The following is a 19,720-nucleotide window of genomic DNA, read 5'->3' on the forward strand; positions in this document are numbered from 1 at the left end:
TGCGGACGGAGGGTCCGTTCTCCCGGTGTGTTTGTAGAATCGCGCGATTGCCGCTATAGGTTTATTGAAATGGGTCGCAGCGCGATGGTAGTGATTTGATGACGTAGGAATGTTGGTTTAAATCAAACTTATAGTTAAAACGATTAGGCTTGGGTTTGCGGCGGTTTTCTGTGAAAATCCCGCCCTCGCCGCAGTTTGGGCGCATTCTTCACCATGGATTTCAAGGAGCGCAGTATATGGGTGACACAAGCGGACGCCGCGTAGCCATCATCGGCGGCGGGCCGGCCGGCCTGGCCGCCGCCGAGCAACTGGCGGCGGCGGGCGTGCGGGTCGATGTCTACGACGCGATGCCGTCGGTCGGCCGCAAATTCCTGCTGGCCGGCGTGGGCGGCATGAACATCACCCATTCCGAGCCCCACGCCAGCTTTGTGCAGCGCTACGGCGCTCACAGCGCCGAGTTGCGGCCCATGCTGGACGTGTTCAACGGCGAGCATGTGCGCGCCTGGGTGCACGGCCTGGGCATAGAAACCTTCATCGGCAGTTCCGGCAAGGTGTTTCCCAAGGAAATGAAGGCGGCGCCGCTGCTGCGCTCCTGGCTGACGCGCTTGCGCGAGGCGGGGGTGAGCTTCCACGTGCGCCATCGTTTCCTGGGCTGGGACGAGCGCGGCCGCCTGCGGCTGTCGTCGCCGGACGGCGAGCGCCTGGCCGAGGCCGACGCCGTGGTGCTGGCCATGGGCGGCGGCAGCTGGCGCAAGCTGGGTTCGGACGGCAGCTGGGCGGCGATGCTGCGCGAACGCGGCGTGGAGGTGTCCAAGCTGCAGCCGTCCAACTGCGGCTTCGACGCCGGCTGGAGCGAGTATTTCGCCGACAAATTCGCCGGCGCGCCGTTGAAATCGGTGACCTTGCAGTTCCATCCGGCCGTCGGCCATCCGTTCAGCCGCCGCGGCGAGTTCGTCATCACCGCCGGCGGCGTGGAGGGCAATCTGATTTACGCCTGCTCCGGCGCCATCCGCGACGAAATCGCGCGCAGCGGCGCGGCCTTGTGTTATCTGGACCTGATGCCGGACTGGAGCTTGCAACGCATTCTGGGCGAAGTGGCGCGGCCGCGGGGTTCGCGTTCGATGTCCAGCCATTTGCAAAGCCGCTTGGGTCTGAAGGGCGTGCGCATGGGCTTGCTGCGCGAATGCCTGGACAAGGACGTGTTCAACGACCCCGCCAAGCTGGCCGAGGGCATCAAGGCGCTGCCTTTGCGCTTGCTGGCGCCGCGGCCGCTGGACGAGGCGATCAGCACCGCCGGCGGCGTGACCTTCGGCGCGCTGGACGACAATCTGATGTTGCAGGCGATGCCCGGCGTGTTCTGCGCCGGCGAGATGCTGGACTGGGAAGCGCCCACCGGCGGTTATCTGCTGACCGCCTGCTTCTCCACCGGGCGCGCCGCCGCCGGCGGCGTGCTGCGCTGGATGCGGCAGGCTTGAGGCCTGTTGCGTCCACGCCAGCGCAATAGGCGGCGACTGCGTATTTACACGGAGCGCTGCCTGCATTTTTTTTGCAAGCCCCTATACTGGTAATGTCGCGCGAAACGCGCGGCCACGTCATTGTCGAGAAAGCCGCCCACTGCATGGATTGTCATGATGCGAAGGCGAACGCCTGAGGAGAACAGCGCGATGAAGCTTGACGATTTCAACCAGGTGGCCGATCTGATCGGCCTGAAAAAACGCTCGCGCGAAGCGGTGTGGCTGATGGAGGTGGAGGGCATGACCGGCTACTTCGCCGCCCAGCAAATGGACATCAGCGAGTCCACCGTGTCCCGCGCTCACAGCCGCTTCCGCCGCGCGCTGCAAAAAATCAACGCTCTGGCAGGCCATCTGCCCTTGTAAAGCCGCCATCGCGGCGCTGACGAAGCCCGGCCTCGGCCGGGCTTCGTCGCATTCAGGCTGTTCCTTGTGCCGGGGAGGGCCGGCGCCGCTGCCGCCGTCGACGGCATCTGGATATACTGACGCGCAGTCTTCCCCTTCAAGGAGAGCTTCATGGCTTTGCGTCACGGCATCGATTTCGACAAGGCCCAGGCCTTGCACCGGCAGGAACTGGCGATGTTTTCCGAGCGGCGCCCGCGTTCGCGGCAGCTGTCCGCCGCCGGCGGCGAGCATTTGCTGTTCGGCGCGCCCTTGCACTGGATGGCGGACTGGTCCACTCCCTTCAATCTCTACGTGGAAGAGGCCCGGGGCGCGCGGCTGCGCGACGTGGACGGCCATGAATACCTGGATTTCTGCCTGGGCGACACCGGGGCGATGTTCGGCCATTCGCCGGAGCCGGTGGCGCGCGCCATCGCCGAACAGGCGGCGCGCGGCCTGACCGCCATGCTGCCGTCGCCGGACGCGGTCTGGGTGGCGGAGGAACTGGCGCGGCGCTTCGGCCTGTCGCACTGGCAGTTCGCCCTCAGCGCCAGCGACGCCAACCGCTTCGCGCTGCGCTGGCTGCGCGCCGCCAGCGGCCGGGATCAGGTCGTCGTGTTCAACGGCTGTTACCACGGCACGGTGGACGATGCCTTCGTCGATCTGGTCGACGGCCGGCCCAGGCGGCGCGCCAGCCTGCTGGGCCAGGTCCACGATCCGGCCGCGCATACCCGGGTGGTGGAGTTCAACGATCTGGAAGCGCTGGAGCGGGCCCTCAGCGACGAGCGGGCGGCCTGCGTGCTGGCCGAGCCGGTGATGACCAATATCGGCATGGTGTTGCCGGATTCCGGTTACTGGAGCGAGGCCCAGGATTTGATCCGCCGCTACGGCAGCTATTTGCTCTTGGACGAAACCCACACCATCAGCAGCGGGCCGGGCGGCTACGGCGCGGCCTACGGCCTGAAGCCGGACGCGCTGGTGTTGGGCAAGCCGCTGGGCGGCGGCCTGCCGTGCGCGGTCTATGGGTTCAGCGCGGAATTGGCGGAGCGGGCGCAGCGCGCCAAGCGCGCGGCCGCGCCCGGTCATTCCGGCATCGGCACCACCTTGAGCGGCAATATGCTGGCCGCGGCGGCGATGCGCGCCAACTTGGCCGAGGTGATGAGCGACGCCGCCTATCAGCGGATGTTCGCGCTGGCCCAGCATCTGGCGGACGGCTTGCAGGACTGGATAGAACGCTGGCGGCTGCCGTGGTGCGTGAGCCGCGTCGGCGCGCGCTGCGAGTTCCAGTTTTCCCCGCGTCCGCCGCGCAACGGCAGCGAGGCGGGGGCGATGCTGGACGAGGAGCTGGAGCGGGTGATCCATCTTTACCTGCTCAACCGCGGTTTCCTGATCACGCCCTTCCATAATATGTTGCTGCTGTGTCCGGACGCGGAGTTCGCCGACATCGATCGCCTGCTGGAGGCCTTGGACGGTTTCGCCGGCGAGGTGGTTTAGCGCCGGTTCAACCCCTCGCGAGCCAGAGCGGAACAAGGCGTTGCGGCTGAGAAAGCGGAGTGTACAAGGGGGGCGTGAGCATTTCGAAGCGGTGCTCACCGTGCCACGTCTCACGACGCGCAGCAGATCGTAAACAGCTTCTTAGCGCGCGGGCTGCTGGCGGATGGCGAGCAAGGCCTGATTGCGCAGCGTCTTCAGCAGGCTGAGCTGCTCCGGCGCGATGGCCAGCGAGCCGGCCTGGCGGCGGTCGCCGTAGAGTATGCCCAGCTTGCGTTTGTCCAAGGACAGCGGCAGCAGCACAAAGGTATGGGCGACGCCCATCTGGCGGAACCAGGCCGGGATGTGCTGGGCGATGGCCGGCGCGTCGATGTCGTCTATCAGCATGTCGGCGTTACGTTCCAGCGCCTTGCGGAACAGGCTGTCGCCGCTGTCGATGTCGGCGCGCAGCGCCGGCAGCAGCAACTCCACTTTTTCGCCGAAACCGAAGCGCGCCTGCAGCGGCAGATCGGCCCCGCTGCGCGCGCAGATCAGCGCGTGGTCGAAGCCCAGTCCGCGGTACATGGTTTCCAGAATGATGCGCAGCAGGTCGTTGAGCTTGTAATCGCCCAGCAGGGTGTTGGTGATGTCCTGCACGCCGGCGGACAGCACGGCGATCCGGCCGGCGGAGCCGGCGGTGGCCTGTAGCCGGGTGGGGTCCGGCGCGGGCGGCGGCGGCGCGGCGGGGCTGGGCGGCGGCGCGCTCTTGTCCAGCCTGGCCTGGCGCAAGGCCTGCGAGCGCGGCCCTTGGCCGGCTTCCGGGCCCAGTTCCGCCAGATAGGCGGTGAGCTGGGTTTGCGCCTGCGCCAGTTCCCGTTCCAGCGGCGCCCACTCCAGCGCCAGCGCCCGGCTGTAGCGTTGCAGCAGCTTGCGGCTGGCCTCGGTCTGATCGATGCCGCTCTGGGTCAGCTGGCAGACCAGTTCGCGGCACAGCGAGCTTAGCGCCTTCATCCGCATCTCGCCGGTTTGCGGCTGGCGCACCGCGCCGGCCGGCATCGGTTCCATGCCGGTCAGAATCCGTTCCGGAAAACGCCACAAGGCGGCGGTGGCGGCGCCCAGGTCGGCGTAATGAGCGCCCAGCGTCTGGTGCGCGGCCTGGTCGACGCCGGCGCCGGCGGCGATCAGCGTCTGGATTTGCCGGTACTCGTCGCGGAAGTAGTTGACGCACAGCAGTTCGCCCAGGTTTTGCAGCATGCCGCAAATCAAGGCTTCTTCCGCCTCGCGCACACCGCAGGCCGGCGCCAGCGAGCGCGCCAGCAGGCCGGTGAACAAGGTCTTGATCGCCACGTCGCGGATCTCGTCGGCGTGGGCGCGGTTGTGCAGGTGTTCGAACAGCAGCAGGCTGAACGCCAGATTGCGTATGGTGTCGAAGCCCAGGATCACGATGGCGCGCGAGATGGTGCTGACCGCGCCGCCGTACTGGCTGAAATTGGCGGAATTCACCACTTTCAGCAGCTTATTGGTCAGCGACACGTCTTTGAGGATGGCGCTGGACAGCGCTTGCAGGCGCTCGCTGTCGGCGTTGTTGCTCTTGTTGATGGCGGCGATGGCCTGGGACAGCGCCGGAAAGTCCGGCGCGTGGCGCATGCGTTGCAGCAAGTGGTCCAGCGCGGCGCGGCCGCCTTCCTGGCGGTTGAAGCGTTGATGGCGGGCCAGCCAGTCCTGCAGCCCGGCCAGCGCGCGGCGACAGGCGCCGGCGTCGGCCGCCGGGTCGCGCAGCGCGTCCAGCCATTGCTCCAGCTCCGGATCGCAGTCCCGTTCCGGCGCGCCGGCGCTGATCAGCCAGCGCAGCAGTTGTTCGGCCTGAGACAGCTCTTGGCGCAGCCGTTCCGGGCTCAAGGCCTGGCAGGCGTGTTCGCCCAGCAGCGCGACGCGCTGGTGGATGTCGGCGAGCACGGTTTCGGGATAGAGCCGTCCCAGGCATTTGCCGCTGGCGTGCAGGTGGATCAGCGGCTCCAGAATGTCGCAGGCCAGGCCGATGCGCTCGGCCAGCGGCAGCGCGGCCAGCGCCTTCAGACGCAAGGGCTGCAGCGTGTCCTGCCGGTAGACGGCGTAGGGTTTGCCGTCCAGGCGGGCCTGGCCCTGCCAGGCTTGCAGCAAGGGATGGCGGAAGGCCGGGCGCGGCGGCGCGTCCGGCAGCTCGGACGCGGACTCCACCAGCGCCAGCGCCGCGCCGTCGCGGCTGGCCAGCAGCACCGACAGGCCGTCCGGGCAGTGCAGCGTGGCGACGATTTGGTATTCCGGCTCTGCGGCGGGGCTCATCGCTGTCTCCGTGCGGCTTGCGTATTTGTACTAATGTAGACAGTTATTGCCGCGTGGGCCGAAGATTCCGCAGCGTCCGTCCTGGCGTTCTTATTGCCCTTTGGACTAATTGTTGATTTGCTAAGAGCATATTGATATAACCCATCGGTTTTGATGCGCCGATGGGCTTTCGGTAGATTTGAGCGCATCTACAGGATGGGCAGGAAGCATGAACATCGGTCAACAGAGGCTGACTCACCTCAAGCAGTTGGAAGCGGAGTCTATCCACATCATTCGCGAAGTGGCCGCGGAATTCGAAAACCCGGTGATGCTGTATTCGATAGGCAAGGATTCGGCGGTGATGCTGCATCTGGCCAAGAAAGCGTTTGCGCCGGGCAAGCCGCCGTTTCCCTTGATGCACGTGGACACCACCTGGAAGTTCAAGGAAATGATCGCGCTGCGCGACAAGCAGGCGCGCGAGTACGGCTGGGATCTGATCGTCCACGTCAACCAGGAGGGCGTGGACGCCGGCATCAATCCGTTCACCGCCGGCAGCGCCAAGCACACCGACGTGATGAAGACCGAGGGCCTGAAGCAGGCTTTGAACAAATACGGTTTCGACGCCGCTTTCGGCGGCGCTCGCCGCGACGAGGAAAAAAGCCGGGCCAAGGAGCGGGTGTATTCCTTCCGCGACCGCAACCACCGCTGGGACCCGAAGAACCAGCGGCCCGAGCTCTGGAACATCTACAACAGCAAGATAGACAAGGGTGAGAGCATACGGGTGTTCCCGCTGTCCAACTGGACCGAGCTGGATATCTGGCAATACATCTTCCTGGAAAACATCGAGATCGTGCCGCTGTACTTCGCCGCCGAACGGCCGGTGATAGCGCGCGACGGCACGCTGATCATGATAGACGACGAGCGGATACTGGATTATCTGAGCCCGGCGGAGAAGGCGAGCATTGAAACCCGCCGCGTCCGCTTCCGCACCCTGGGCTGTTATCCGCTGACCGGCGCGGTGGAATCGCAGGCGGCCACACTGCCGGACATCATTCAGGAGATGCTGCTGACCCGCACTTCCGAGCGTCAGGGCCGGGTGATAGACCACGACAGCGCCGGTTCGATGGAAAAGAAAAAGATGGAAGGATATTTCTGATGACCCACCAATCCGATCTGATCGCCGGCGACATCCTGGAATACCTGCGCCAGCACGAAAACAAGGATCTGCTGCGCTTCATCACCTGTGGCAACGTGGACGACGGCAAGTCCACCTTGATCGGCCGGCTGCTGCACGATTCCAAGCTGATCTTCGAGGATCAGCTGGCGGCGATAGAGCGCGACTCCAAGAAATACAACACCACCGATCAGGAGATAGACCTGGCCTTGCTGGTGGACGGTTTGCAGGCGGAGCGCGAGCAGGGCATCACCATCGACGTCGCCTACCGCTATTTCAGCACCGACAAGCGCAAGTTCATCATCGCCGATTGCCCGGGCCATGAGCAGTACACCCGCAATATGGCCACCGGCGCGTCCACCAGCAATCTGGCCATCATTCTGATCGACGCGCGGCGCGGGGTGCAGACCCAGACCCGCCGCCACAGCTACATCGTCAGTTTGCTGGGCATCCGTCATGTGATCGTGGCGGTGAACAAAATGGACCTGGTGGATTACGATCCGGCGGTGTTCGAGCGCATTCGCGACGAGTATCTGGCCTTCGCCGAGGGCCTGGCGATTCCGGACATCCGCTTTGTGCCGATCTCCGCGCTGCGCGGCGACAATGTGGTCAGCCGCGGCGAGGGCGCGCCCTGGTATCAGGGGCCGACGCTGATGCAGTTGCTGGAAACGGTGGAAGTGCGCAGCGACGCGGCGCTGGAAGGCTTCCGCCTGCCGGTGCAGTACGTGAACCGGCCCAATCTGGACTTCCGCGGCTTCTGCGGCACTATCGCCGCCGGCGAGATCCGCCCCGGCGACGAGGTGCTGGCGCTGCCGTCCGGCCGCCGCAGCAAGGTCAAGGCCGTGGTGGCTTACGAGGGCGAACTGGCCGCGGCCGGGGCCGGCGAGGCGATCACGCTGACGCTGGAAGACGAGATCGACGTGTCGCGCGGCGATATGCTGGTGCGCGCCGACCAGCCGCCGCCGGCGGTGGCGGCCAGCCTGGACGCGCATCTGGTGTGGATGCAGGACGCACCCTTGCGCGCCGGCAAGGAGTACGGCTTCAAGCTGGCCGGCAAATTCGTCACCGGCCGGGTGGAGGCCATCCTGCACCAGGTGGACGTCAACACGCTGGAGCAGAAGCCGGCCGAGGCGCTGCACCTGAACGAGATCGCGCTGTGCCGGATCAGCCTGAACGCGCCGGCGGTAATAGACGCCTACGCCGCCTGCCGTGGCACTGGCAGCTTCATCGTGATCGACCGGCTGAGCAACGCCACCGCCGGCGCCGGCATGATCACGGCGGCCAGGACGGAGCAGGCGGCCGCGCCTCAGGACGAATTGCAGCGCTTGCGCGCCTTCGAGCTGGAGTTGAACGCGCTGGTGCGCAAATACTTCCCGCACTGGGAGGCCAAGGACATCGGCCAGCTGTTTCCGCGCTGAGCGTGTGTTGAGCGTTGCCGACGGCCCGTCGCCCTAGTGTTCAGAGCCTGTTCAAAGGCTAGTGAGCGGGAGCGGGACAAGGTGTCGCGGCTGAGAAAGCGGAATGTACGTTTGGTATATGAGCATTTCGAAGCCGCACTCATCGTGCCGCCTCTCATACGGCGGGCTGTCCGTTTTTCGACCTGTTGTTGCAGGATTCGGCCACGCCGGTTTACAGCCGGCGGCAGGCTGCCTACAATCCGGCAGCTTCAATTGGCGCGTTGTATCCGCTGCGGTTCGCAGCGGCGTGGTTCTGTTTCGTCCCGTCTGCTCCGGCAGCCGCGGTCCACTCGGTTTCCCCCTCCGTCTTTCGCTTGAAGCGCCGGCAACGCCGCCCGCGGCGCTGTCGCATCGCCTGTAATCCACATAGAAAAGATAAAACATGACGTTTGCGCTGAAACACATCGCAGGCGCAACCGCTGCCATCTTGCTGGCAGGCCCGGTTGCAGCCAAGGATTTCACTGTCGCCGTGATCTACGATCAGGCGGGCAAGTTCGACAAGAGCTTCAATGAAGCGGCATTCAACGGCGCCGAACGATTCAAGAAAGAATTCCACATCAACTACCGCGAAGGCCAGGTCAGCAACGACGCTCAGAAAGAGCAGATGCTGCGCAATATGGCGCGCAAGGGCGCCGACCTGGTGGTGGCGGTGGGCTTCGCCTACACCCAGTCCATCGAGACCGTGGCCAAGGAGTTCCCCAAGGTGAAGTTCACCCTGGTGGATTCGGTGGCCAAGGGCCCGAATGTGCAGAGCATCGCCTTCAAGGAGCAGGAAGGCTCCTTCCTGGTGGGCATGGCCGCCGCGCTCAAGTCCAAGAGCGGCAAGGTGGGCTATCTGGGCGGCATGGACGTGCCGCTGATCCGCGCCTTCGGCTGCGGTTACGCCCAGGGCGCCAAGTACGCCAATCCCAAGGCGGTGGTGATGCAGAACATGATAGGCACCACCCACGCCGCCTTCAACGACCCGGCGCGCGGCGGGGAATTGGCCAAGAGCCAGTTCGATCGCGGCGTGGACGTGGTGTTCGCCGCGGCGGCGCTGTCCAATATGGGCGTGATCCAGGCGGCCAAGGGCGCCAAGAAGTTCTACATCGGCGTGGACAGCAATCAGAACTATCTGCAGCCGGGCGTGGTGCTGACCTCCATGGTCAAGCGCGTGGACAACGCGGTGTACGAAACCATGCGCGACGCCAAGAACGGCGCGTGGAAGCCGGACGTCAAGCTGATGGGCCTGAAGGAAAACGGCGTGGACTGGGCCTTGGACCCGCACAACCGTTCGCTGATCACGCCTGAGATGGAGAAGAAGATCCTGCAGGCGCGCAAGGACATCGTCAGCGGCAAGATCAAGGTGGTGGATTACCGCGCCGCCAACCGCTGCCCGGTGAACTGATCCGCCGGAGCCGCGCAGCGCTTGGCGCGGCGACGTGACAACGGGCAAGACCAAATGGTCTTGCCCGTTTTTCTTTGCGGATCGTGAATAGGTGCTTAGATCCCCAGCGTCGCGCCGCCGTCCACGTACAGATTATGCAGCGTGATGTGGCGAGCCTGATCCGACAGCAGGAACAGCGCGGCATTGGCCACATCCTGCGGCGCGGCGATGCGTTGCAGCGGGATGCCGGTGCGGTACTGCTCCAGCGAGCCTTGCAGAATGGCCGGCGGGATGGCGTCGTCGCTCCACAACTGGCGCTGCATCGCGGTGTCGGTGGAGCCGGGCGACACGATGTTGCAACGCACGCCGAACTCGGCCAGCTCCAGGCCCAGGCATTTGCTGAACTGGGTGGTGGCGGCCTTGGATGCGGCATAGGCGGCCATCTGGGTGCGCGGCACTTCGGCGGCGTTGGAGCCGACGGTGACGATGCCGCCCCGGCGGCGCGCCTGCATGCGCCGCGCCACCGCGCGGCTGAGGAAGAACACGCCGTGAGTGTTGACGGCGAAGCTTTGCAGCCAGTCCTCGTCGCTGAGCTGTTCCACCGTGCCCAGGCGCAGCACGCCGGCGACATTGGCCAGCATGTCGATGGCGCCGATCTCGTCTTCGATGCGGGCCACCGCCTGTTCCACCGCCGCGCCGTCGCGGATGTCCATCGGCAGCGGGATGATGCGGCCGTCGGCGTGGGCCGGCGCGTGCAGCGCCAGCTGCTGCAGGCCGTCGGCGCGCAGGTCCAGCGCCGCCACGCGGCAGCCCTGGTCCGCCAGCGAGCGCGCTAGCGCCGCGCCTATGCCCTGGGCCGCGCCGCTGACCACGGCCAGCCGGCCGTGGAATTCCGGGTAGCTGGCGCTCATGCGGCGGCCCCATCCAGCTGGCGCGCCAGCAGCGCCTGCCAGGCGTTGACGGTGGGTTGTTGCGCCAGTTCGATGAAGTCGATTTCCGCGCCCAGCGCGCGCCATTGTTCCAGCAAGCTCATCAGGCGGATGGAGTCCAGGCCCCAGTCCAGCAGATTGTCGTCCAGGCCGATGTCGCTGGCCGGCTGTTGCAGCAGTTCGGCGATGGCGGCGCGCAGCGCTTCCGCGCTGGGCGCGGCGCTGGCCGGTGCGGCCTGCTGGTCCAGCTGGCCCAGCAGGCGCTGGCTGTCCAGGGTCACGCCGCAGCGCTGGGCCACGTATTCCAGCGCCATCGCGTGGCGGTCGGCGGAGAAGTCGGCCAGGCCGTCGGCGACGAAGAAGGGCTGGATGTCGTACATGAAGGCGTCCAGCGCGGTGCTCATGCAGCCGATGTGGGCGTAGATGCCGCAGATGATCAGCTGGTCGCGGCCTTGCTGGCGCAGCAGATTGAGGAAGGGCGAGCGCTGGAAGGCGCTGTAGCGCCACTTGGTCAGCACGGTGTCGTCGGCGGCCGGGCTCAGGCTGGCGACGATGGGATGGCGTTCCGGACGCGCCGGCAGGCCGGGGCCCCACATATCGTTGAGCAGGCCGCGGTCGCTGTCGGCCTGTTCCGCCGGCTGGGCGGTGTAGAACACCGGAATGTTCAGCTCGCGGCAGCGCGCGCGGATGGCGGCGATATTGCGCAGCGCGGTGGCCACCGGTTCGGCCTCGCGGTCATAGAAATCCAGGAAGTATTCCTGCATGTCGTGGATCAGCAGCGCGGCGCGCTGCGGCGCCACCGTCCAGTTGACGCGGTTGTCCGGCAGTTGCGACGGGATGGCGTAGGGGGCGATGCGGGGAATGCTCATGCTTGTGACCTTTGGGTGGACTGCGCGGCCAGTTTCTGTTCCAGCATCTGGCGCAGGGTTTTCTTGCTGACCTTGCCGACGCTGGTTTGCGGCAGGGTGTCGACCAGCTCCAGCCGGTCCGGAATCTTGTAGGCGGCGAGGCCGCGCTCGCGCAGGAAGGCGGCCACCTGGGGCAGGCGGATCGCCTGTTGCTCGCGCGGGATGATGAAGGCGCAGGAGCGTTCGCCCAGATAGGGGTCGCTCATCGCCACGATGGCGACGTCGCGCACCAGCGGGTGAGCCAGCAGGTGGTTTTCCACTTCCTCGGCGGAGATTTTCTCGCCGCCGCGGTTGATCTGGTCCTTGGCGCGGCCTTCCACTGTCAGATAGCCGTCGGCGTTCATGCTGACCAGGTCGCCGGTGCGGTAGAAGCCGTCGGCGGTGAAGGCGCGCTGATTGTGGTCGGCGGCGCGCCAGTAGCCGCGGATGGTGTAGGGGCCGCGCGTCAGCAGGTGGCCGACTTCGCCCGGCGCCACCGGCTGGTCCTCGTCGTCGACGATGCGCACTTCGTCGTCGGCGCTGATCGGCCGGCCTTGTGTGTTCAGCACCTGTTCCGGACCGTCGTCCAGCCGGGTGTAGTTGACCAGGCCTTCGGCCATGCCGAACACCTGCTGCAGCTTGCAGCCCAGCGCGGGCTCGACGCGGGCGGCGAGCTCGGGGCCGAACTTGGCGCCGCCCACTTGCAGCAGGCGCAGGCTGGCCAGCTTGCCCGGCTGCTTGGCGGCGGCGTCCAGCCACAGCGGCACTAGCGGCGGCACCAGGGCGGCGATGGTGACGGCCTCGGTCTCGATCAGCTCGAAGGATTCGTCGACGCTGGGGCCGGAGGCCAGCACCACGGTGCCGCCGGCGTGGAAGACGCCGAAGCTGCCGGGCGAGCTCATCGGGAAGTTGTGGCCGGCCGGCAGCACGCACAGATAGACGCTGTCGCGGCTCAGGCCGCAGATTTCGGCGCTGGCGGCGAAGCTGTACAGATAGTCGTCATGGGTGCGCGGAATCAGCTTGGGTACGCCGGTGCTGCCGCCGGAGAGCTGGAAGAAGGCCAGGCCGCTGGGATCCGGCTCCGCCGGCAAGGGCTGGTCCATCAGGTAGAGGCTGTTGAGCGGGGTGTAGTCGCCGGCGTCGCCGGCCACGATCACCTGCTGCAGCGAGGGCGCCAGCGGCAGCAGCTCGGCCGCCAGCGCGCGGTAGTCGAAGCCGGCGTGCTGGTCGGCGCAGATATAGACCGCGGCGTCGGTGTGCTGGCAGAAGTAGGACACTTCGGCGCGGCGGTGCGCCGGCAAAGCGAACACCGGCAGCATGCCGAGGCGGAACAGCGCGAAGGCGACGATGAAGAACTCGGCGCAATTGGGCAGCTGCACCACGGCGCGCTGGCCGGGACGCAGGCCGCGCGCGTACAGGCCGGCGGCTAGGCGTTCGGCGTAGAGCTTGAGCTCGCGGTAGTTCAGCCGCTGCTTGCCGGCCACCAGCGCCAGCTTTTCCGGCTGCTGCTCGGCCTGGGCCGCCAGCATGGAAAACAGGGTCTGGCCTTGCCAATAGCCGGCCTCGCGGTAGCGGCGGGCGAAGTCTTCAGGCCACGGCGTCCAGTCCAGTTGTTGCTCGCTCATGCCGCCTCCGCCAGATCGGCCAGGCCCATTGCGCGCAGCATGGTGCGGAACTTGGCCGCGGTTTCGGCCAATTCGCTTTCCGGCAGCGAGCCGGTGACGATGCCGGCGCCGGCGAACAGGCGCAGCGTGCGTTCGGCGATTTCGGCGCAGCGGATGGTGACCGCCCATTCGCCGTCGCCCTTGCCGTCGCACCAGCCCACCATGCCGGTGAAGAAGCCGCGATCGAAGGGTTCGATCTCGCGGATCAGGCTGCGCGCCGGGTCCGCCGGGAAGCCGCACACCGCCGGAGTGGGGTGCAGCGCGCGCGCCAGTTCGAAGGAGCCCACCGCCGGATCGATCAGCTCGCCGCTGATGCGGGTGGACAGATGCCACATGGTGGCGGTGGAGACCAGGGACGGGCCGGCCGGCACTTGCAGATCGCGGCAGTACGGCGCCAGCGCCTCGACCACGGCGTCGATCACCAGCTTGTGCTCGAACAAGTCCTTGCCGGACTCCAGCAGCGCGTCGGCGCGGCGGCGGTCTTCCGCCGGGTCCGGGCTGCGCGCGGCGGAGCCGGCCAGCGGATTGGTGATCACTTGCCGGCCGTAGCGGGCCAGCAGCAGTTCCGGGCTGGCGCCCATCAGCGCGCGGCGCGGCGCGCCGTCTTCGCTCAGCTGCACGGCGAAGGTGTAGCCGTGCTGGTTCTGGCTGGCCAGATTGAGCAGCAATTGACGCTGGTCTATGGCCTGCTTGGCGGAAAGCTCTAAGGTGCGCGACAGCACCACCTTGTCCAGCGCGCCGCTGCCGATGCGGGCCAGCGCGTCGCTGACGCCCTGGCAGTAAGCGGCCGGCGCCGGCTGCGGCGTCAATTGGCAATCGGCTTGCAAGGGCTGGCGCAGGGCGCTGCGCTGATCCTGACTCAGCGCGTCGGCGCGGCGCACTTGTTGCGGCACGAACAACCACGGCTGTTGTTCCGGCATGAAGGGGATGGCGCCGACGACCACGGCCTGAGCCGGGTCCGGCTGGGCGGCCAGCGCGGCGGCGATGGCGGCGCTGGGATCGGTGTCGGTGATCACTTGCTGGATGCCTTCGGCCAGCAGGGTGTGGCATGGCGAGGCGAAGAAGAAGGCGGAATCGGCCTGGTAGGCGGCCAACAGATTGTGTTCGCCGCTATAGGCTGGGTCGAGTGAGGTTTGGTTCATCGCTATTCCTGAGTCCACTGGGTAGGTGGGGGATGGCTCGTCTGAGCGTCGAGGGCGAATATAAATGATAATCGTTATCCATTGCAATACGGTGATATTGCGTACAGATGATATTGATTCCACATTTTTGCTCTAGGACTTCGTGGAGGCGCAGGTCCGGATTTGGCGGCGCCGCGTCATGTTGACGTCATCTCAAAGGCGCGCCAGAGGCCGTTCTCAGCTACTTTTTGGCATGCTGAGCAAGGGCGGGAGGCGGTGTCTCATGCCGAGGGATTGGACTAATTTTGGTAAAAACGCAATTGACAATCATTCTCAATAAAAATATCGTAGCCGCCAATTGAACCGCTTGCATGGCAGGCGCAGGATGGAGAACGACAATGTATTTTGAAGGCAGCGACAGCATGGACGGTGTTCCCGATAGTGCGCAGGCGGCGGAGCCGATGGGCTTGCTGCGCTTGCCCTCGCCGCGGGAACTGATGGCCGACGCGATGGCGGACGACAGGGCGCGGGAGACGGTGGCGCGCGGCCGCCGCCTGACTCAGGCCGCGATAGCCGGAGCGGGGACGCGCCGCCTGCTGTTGCTGCGTTTGCCGCTGCCGGCCTTGCTGGAGCAGGCTGAACAGCTGAGCGCCTGGCTGTCGCGGGAGGCGGGCTGGAGCGTGTTGGCCCAGCCGCTTGCCGTCGCGACGACGGGGCGCGGACGACAAGCGCTGTTGGAGCAAAGAAAGGTTTATCTGCAATGCCTGGTCGCGGGCGTTCCCTTGGCGCATGTCTTGATTCAGCCCAATGAGATGGCGTATCTGAGCGATCTGGTCAGCGCGGTGTTGCTGCCGCCCACCGTGATCGAGAGTCAGATTCATCGGGAGCTGGCTTCGGCGCTGCCATGCCCGGTATTGCTGGAGCCCGGCGACGCGGACAAGCTGCAGATCGCTCGCGACGCGCGCCAGGCGGTGGCGGCCAGCCATCGCTTCCCGATGCTGCTGAACGAGGGGCGGGTGGGCCTGGTGGAAAGCGCCGGCAATCCGGACGGCGCGGTGTTGCTGGGCGCGGGCATGGCGGCCGGCGGCGCGCCGCATTTGCTGGCCTTCGACGACGCGCCGGAGCGCGCGGAAGACTGGGCGCCGGCTTGCGGCGGCCTGACGCTGACCGCGTCCAGCGTGGCGGCGGCGCAGCGGCGATTCCAGCGCTGGCAAGCGTCCGAGCTGTTGGCCACGGCCGACTGAGCCGGTTTTAACGCACGCTGCTCACGCAATCCCGCCCGCTGCCCTTGGCGTGGTACAGCGCTTCGTCGGCGCGCGCGTAGCAGCTGGCGATGTCGTCGTCGGGCCGCAGCTCGGTCAGCCCGATCGAGCAGGTGTAGCCCAGCTCGGGCTTGGCCGCCAGGGGGCGGTCCAGCCGCGCGGCGGCGAGAATCCGTTCACAGCATTGCTCGGCCTCCAGCAGCGAGGTTTGCGGCAGCAGCAGCATGAATTCCTCGCCGCCCAAGCGGCCGAAGCCGTCTCTTTGCCGCAGCTGAGCGCGCGCGGTCTGGACGAAGCCGCAGATGACGTGGTCGCCGGCCGGATGGCCCTCCAGGTCGTTGATGCGCTTGAAGTGGTCGAGATCGAGAATGGCGAGACAGGCCGGCGCCGCGTGTTGAAGCCGCTGCTGCAACAGCAGTTGCAATAACTGCATCAGATGGGTGCGGTTGCTGATGCCGGTCATCGGGTCGGTCTGGGCGGCGCGCACGGCCACGTCGCGGGCCTGGCGCAGTTCGCGCTTGTCGGCGCGCAGTTCGGTGATGTCGCTGGCCTGGCACAGCATCCAGCCGTCCGCGCTCATGGTTTCCGTCATCCACATCCAGCGGCCGTCGCATAGATCGGCCTCGAAAGCGCGGTAAGGCAGTTTGCCGCGGCGCGAACAGGCGGAGCGTAGCCAGGCTTCGATATCGTCGGTTTCTATCCGCGAGCCTTGCTTCTGCCGGTAGTTTCGTCGCATGAGTTCCGCCCAACTCAGGTAGTCCTCTTGGGACAGGAAGAAGCTTTGGCGAAAGGCGGTGTTGGCGTAGCGCAGCATGTCTTGCGGGTCGAATAGCGCGATCAGGACCGCGCTGTCGTCCAGCAAGGCAAGCAGGGTGGTGCAGAGGGGGTCCGTCATGGCGGTGGGCTACTCAAGCGTGTTTCAGTGAGTATCGTACCCGGCGGCCATGCTTGCCAAGGCGCATACCGCGCGTCACAGCATGGCGAAGGCCGCCATGCCGACCAGGGCGCCGGTCGTGCCCAATATGGTCTCCATCAGCGACCAGGTTTTCAGCGTCTGAGCCTCGTCGGCGCCGGTGAATTTGCCGAACAGCCAGAAGCCGGAGTCGTTGACGTGGCTGAGCACGATGGAGCCGCCGGCGATGCAGATGGACAGCGCCGCCAGCTGCGCGCCGGACAAGCCCATGGTTTCGATGGCCGGCAGCACCAGGCCCACCGTGGTCAGGCAGGCGACGGTGGCCGAGCCCTGTATGACCCTGACCGCGGCCGCCAGCGCGAAGCAGGCGACGGCGATGGGCAGGCCGGCGCCGATCAGCGCGTTGCCCAGCGCCGGCCCCACGCCCGAATCCACCAGCACCTGCTTGAACACGCCGCCGGCGCCGGTCACCAATAGGATGATGCCGGCCGGTTGCAGCGCGGCGTTGCAGACGCGCATGACCTGTTCCGCGTCCATGCCGCGGCGGATCGCCAGGCCGTAGATGGCGATCAGGCAGGCGGCCAGGATGGCGCTGAACGGGTGGCCGATGAACTGCAGCCAGTGGTAAACGGCCGAGCCCGGCGCGGCCAGATGGCTGCCCAGGGTCTTGCAGGCCACCATGACCAGCGGGAACAGCACCAGGGTCAGGCTGAAGGCGAAGGAGGGCATGCGGCCGCGGTCCAGAGCCGGCTCGCTGATGTCGTCCGGCAGCGCCAGGCTGACGTGCCGGCTGATGAAGCTGCCGAACAGCGGTCCGGCCAGCAGCATGCCGGGAATCGCCGCCGCCAGCCCGATCAGAATCATCCAGCCGAAGTCGGCCTGCATCTGCGAAGCCAGCAGCATGGGCGTGGGGCCGGGCAAGAGGAAGGCCGCCGCCGCGGCCACGCCGGCGAACAGCGGCACCGCCAGCTTGACCACATTGCCGCCGGTGCGGCGCGCCACCGCGAACACCACGCCGATCAACAGCACGATGGCGACGTCGAAGAACAGCGGCAACGCGCAGACCAGTCCAGCTACGCCCAGCGCGTAATGCGCGCGCCGTTCGCCGAAGCGGCTTAGCAGCCGGTCGGCGATCTGATCGAGCGCGCCGGTTTCGTGCAGGATCTTGCCGAACATGGCGCCCAAGGCCACCACCACGGCGAGGAAACCCAGCGTGCCGGCCATGCCTTTTTGCATGGTGTCGGCGATTTTCTCCACGGGCATGCCGGAGGCCACGCCGGCGCCGATCGAGACCAGCATCAGCGCGATGAAGGCGTGCAGGCGCGCCTTCATCACCAGCAACAACAACAGAGCGACCGAGCCCAGCGCGGTCAATACCAGGGTTGCGATGGACATGTCAGCGCTCCTGGCGGGACTGGATCAGGCGCAGCGCGCCGGCGACGACGCTGTCCAGCTCGGGGCGGATGTCCAGGGCGTGGACGTCGGTCTCGTCCGGTCCCGGCTCTTCCAGCGCGGCGAATTGAGAGGCCAGCATATCGGCCTTCTGGAAATGGCCTTGCCGGGCTTGAAGCCGTTGCAGGATCAAGTCGAAATCGCCTTTCAAGTAGAGGAAGGACAGCTGGGGATTGCCGGCGCGCAACTGATCGCGGTATTGCCGTTTCAGCGCGGAGCAGACGATGATGGACAGCGCGTTGCTGCGTTGCATGGCGTAGGCGGCGTCGCTGAGCGCGGCAAGCCAGGGCAGCCTATCGGCGTCGTCCAGCGGCGTTCCGGCGGCCATTTTGTCGATATTGGCGCGCGGATGCAGGAAATCGCCGTCCAGCACGGCGCATGTCAGGTGTTGGGCCAGCCTCGCGGCGAGCGCCGATTTGCCGCAGCCGGAGACGCCCATCAGCACGTAAACCTGATGTGGTGTGGAATTCATGAAGCCACTCCAATGAGTTGTCGCTTTCGTTTGAAGGCGGATCGTGATTGTTACCGGTAACATCATGCCGATGACAATATGTCGGCTTTGCGGCGAGCAGGCAAGCGTTTTGAGCGCCGGGCTTGATCCGGAACCGGCGTCATCGCTTGAGGGCTTGATTGCTAAGGGATTTTACGGGGAGGCCGGTGTCGTATTCCGGCACTGGCTTAGACGCTGCCGCCCAGGCTCAGGGTATAGCCCAGGTCCACGACCGGATCGGCGTAACGCTGGCCGTGGATGCGGCCGAGCAGGCGTTGCGCCGCCAGCCGGCCTATCGCTTCGCGCGGCGTGACCACGCTGGCCAGCCGCGGGTGCAGCGCGGCGCCGATGTCCAGCGCGTTGAAGCCGGCGACGGCGATGCGCTCCGGCACCGCCAGGCCCATGGCCTGGGCCTCCAGCAGCGCGCCGGCGGCGATGTCGTCGTTGGTGCAGAACACGCCGTCCAGATCCGGCGCGGAGGCCATGGCCTGGCGCAGCATTTCGCCGCCAAGCTGAAAGCTGGAATGTTGTTCGGTCTGGATCTCCAGCGGGATCAGCCCGGCCTGCTCCATCGCCGCCCGGTAGCCGGCGGCGCGCAAGCGGGTGCGGCGGTCGAGGCGGGCGGCCAGATAGGCGATGCGCCGCTTGCCGCGCGCGATCATGGCCCGGGTCATGTCCTCGGCGGCGGCCCTATGGTCCAGGCCCACGGCCAGGTCTATGGGCTGGGTCGGCAGCTCCATCACTTCCACCACCGGGATGGCCGCCACCTGCAGCATGCGCAAAGTGCGTTCGGAGTGAACGGTTTCGCACAGGATCAGCCCGTCCACCTGGAAGGACAGCAGCTGCTCCACCTGCCGGGTTTCCTGTTCGATGTCGTAGCAGTAATGGCCGTAAAGCGTGTGGTAGCCGGCCTCGCGGGTCATGGCTTCGACGCCGTGCACTAGGCTGGAGAACACCTGATTGGACATGGACGGCAAGAGCACGCCGATGGCGCGGCTCTTGGCGCGGGCCAGCAGGTCCGGCACCCGGTTGGGGATATAGCCCAGTTGCTCCATCGCGCCGGCGATGCGCTGGCCGGTGGCGTCCGACACCAGGCTGGCGTTGCGCAGATAACGGCTGACCGTCATCTTGGAAGTGCCTACCCGGTCGGCGATGTCCTGCAGCGACGGGCGGCGCGGCTTATCGCTCATGACGCGGGCCCGGCAAGGCGGAAGCGACGGCTTCCGGGGATAGGGCGAACGGCGCGAAACGGTTCATGCGGGCATCGGGCTCCCATGGCGGCGTGGTGAGGCTAGGCAAGCCGCGATTGTAGACCGATTTTCGTCAAATGAGCTATGGCCAG

16 protein-coding genes are annotated in these 19,720 nt (G+C 66.4%); 7 read left to right on the plus strand and 9 right to left on the minus strand.

From position 1 onward, the window contains the following. Positions 1 to 236 precede the first annotated feature (236 nt). From QUG03_RS18810 to QUG03_RS18820, 3 genes are all read left to right on the plus strand, one after another. On the plus strand, positions 237 to 1,475 hold the full coding sequence (locus QUG03_RS18810; protein ID WP_107798845.1) for a TIGR03862 family flavoprotein: 1,239 nt from the start codon (positions 237 to 239) through the stop codon (positions 1,473 to 1,475). Positions 1,476 to 1,664: 189 nt separating this feature from the next. Then, positions 1,665 to 1,877 carry a sigma factor-like helix-turn-helix DNA-binding protein gene (locus QUG03_RS18815; protein ID WP_048415477.1) on the plus strand — a complete coding sequence of 71 codons (213 nt, stop codon included), beginning with the start codon at positions 1,665 to 1,667 and terminating at the stop codon, positions 1,875 to 1,877. A 150-nt stretch (positions 1,878 to 2,027) separates the two neighbouring features. Continuing rightward, complete coding sequence (locus QUG03_RS18820; protein WP_500820657.1) at positions 2,028 to 3,386, plus strand: aspartate aminotransferase family protein; 1,359 nt, start codon at positions 2,028 to 2,030, stop codon at positions 3,384 to 3,386. A gap of 141 nt (positions 3,387 to 3,527) precedes the next feature. Here QUG03_RS18820 and QUG03_RS18825 read toward each other — a convergent pair whose 3' ends face one another. Then, positions 3,528 to 5,684 (minus strand): HDOD domain-containing protein, encoded by a 2,157-nt coding sequence (locus QUG03_RS18825; protein ID WP_500820658.1) that lies wholly within the window; start codon positions 5,682 to 5,684, stop codon positions 3,528 to 3,530. 208 nt (positions 5,685 to 5,892) lie between these two features. Between QUG03_RS18825 and cysD the strand changes: the two genes are divergently transcribed. The 3 genes from cysD (at position 5,893) to QUG03_RS18840 (ending at position 9,681) form a co-directional block, all read left to right on the plus strand. After that, entirely contained in the window at positions 5,893 to 6,819 is a 927-nt protein-coding gene (cysD, locus tag QUG03_RS18830; protein ID WP_107798848.1) for a sulfate adenylyltransferase subunit CysD, read from the plus strand. Continuing rightward, positions 6,819 to 8,255 carry a sulfate adenylyltransferase subunit CysN gene (gene cysN, locus QUG03_RS18835; protein WP_227103368.1) on the plus strand — a complete coding sequence of 479 codons (1,437 nt, stop codon included), beginning with the start codon at positions 6,819 to 6,821 and terminating at the stop codon, positions 8,253 to 8,255. The genes cysD and cysN overlap by 1 nt, the downstream gene beginning before the upstream one ends. A gap of 421 nt (positions 8,256 to 8,676) precedes the next feature. After that, a complete protein-coding gene (locus QUG03_RS18840) occupies positions 8,677 to 9,681 on the plus strand; it encodes a BMP family lipoprotein (RefSeq protein ID WP_107798850.1) in 1,005 nt (334 codons plus the stop codon). Between the two features lie 95 nt (positions 9,682 to 9,776). Here QUG03_RS18840 and QUG03_RS18845 read toward each other — a convergent pair whose 3' ends face one another. Genes QUG03_RS18845 through dhbC form a run of 4 tightly spaced genes read right to left on the minus strand, consistent with a single transcriptional unit; the run spans position 9,777 to position 14,282 of the window. After that, the gene (locus tag QUG03_RS18845; RefSeq protein ID WP_500820659.1) at positions 9,777 to 10,571 is read right to left on the minus strand and encodes a 2,3-dihydro-2,3-dihydroxybenzoate dehydrogenase; all 795 of its coding nucleotides are present in this window, start codon (positions 10,569 to 10,571) and stop codon (positions 9,777 to 9,779) included. Continuing rightward, positions 10,568 to 11,458: an isochorismatase family protein gene (locus QUG03_RS18850; protein ID WP_107798852.1), complete on the minus strand. Its 891-nt coding sequence runs from the start codon at positions 11,456 to 11,458 to the stop codon at positions 10,568 to 10,570. The genes QUG03_RS18845 and QUG03_RS18850 overlap by 4 nt, the downstream gene beginning before the upstream one ends. After that, complete coding sequence (locus tag QUG03_RS18855) at positions 11,455 to 13,101, minus strand: (2,3-dihydroxybenzoyl)adenylate synthase (RefSeq protein WP_235088450.1); 1,647 nt, start codon at positions 13,099 to 13,101, stop codon at positions 11,455 to 11,457. The genes QUG03_RS18850 and QUG03_RS18855 overlap by 4 nt, the downstream gene beginning before the upstream one ends. Further along, complete coding sequence (gene dhbC / locus QUG03_RS18860; RefSeq protein WP_107798854.1) at positions 13,098 to 14,282, minus strand: isochorismate synthase DhbC; 1,185 nt, start codon at positions 14,280 to 14,282, stop codon at positions 13,098 to 13,100. The genes QUG03_RS18855 and dhbC overlap by 4 nt, the downstream gene beginning before the upstream one ends. A 377-nt stretch (positions 14,283 to 14,659) precedes the next feature. On the opposite strand from dhbC, the gene QUG03_RS18865 reads away from it, so the two are divergent. Beyond that, positions 14,660 to 15,505 carry a hypothetical protein gene (locus QUG03_RS18865; RefSeq protein WP_500820660.1) on the plus strand — a complete coding sequence of 282 codons (846 nt, stop codon included), beginning with the start codon at positions 14,660 to 14,662 and terminating at the stop codon, positions 15,503 to 15,505. Positions 15,506 to 15,512: 7 nt separating this feature from the next. Here QUG03_RS18865 and QUG03_RS18870 read toward each other — a convergent pair whose 3' ends face one another. The 4 genes from QUG03_RS18870 to QUG03_RS18885 all read right to left on the minus strand — a co-directional run bounded on the left by QUG03_RS18870 (position 15,513) and on the right by QUG03_RS18885 (position 19,568). Continuing rightward, positions 15,513 to 16,418, minus strand: a complete 906-nt coding sequence (locus QUG03_RS18870) for a GGDEF domain-containing protein (protein ID WP_500820661.1) — start codon at positions 16,416 to 16,418, stop codon at positions 15,513 to 15,515. A 75-nt stretch (positions 16,419 to 16,493) separates the two neighbouring features. Continuing rightward, a complete protein-coding gene (gene gntU, locus QUG03_RS18875; RefSeq protein ID WP_253313630.1) occupies positions 16,494 to 17,831 on the minus strand; it encodes a gluconate transporter in 1,338 nt (445 codons plus the stop codon). Position 17,832: 1 nt separating this feature from the next. Further along, a complete protein-coding gene (gene gntK / locus QUG03_RS18880) occupies positions 17,833 to 18,360 on the minus strand; it encodes a gluconokinase (protein WP_488905594.1) in 528 nt (175 codons plus the stop codon). A 206-nt stretch (positions 18,361 to 18,566) separates the two neighbouring features. Next, entirely contained in the window at positions 18,567 to 19,568 is a 1,002-nt protein-coding gene (locus QUG03_RS18885) for a substrate-binding domain-containing protein (RefSeq protein WP_227103352.1), read from the minus strand. Positions 19,569 to 19,720: the final 152 nt, after the last annotated feature.

This window comes from Chromobacterium sp. CCUG 30098 (genome assembly GCF_059916605.1).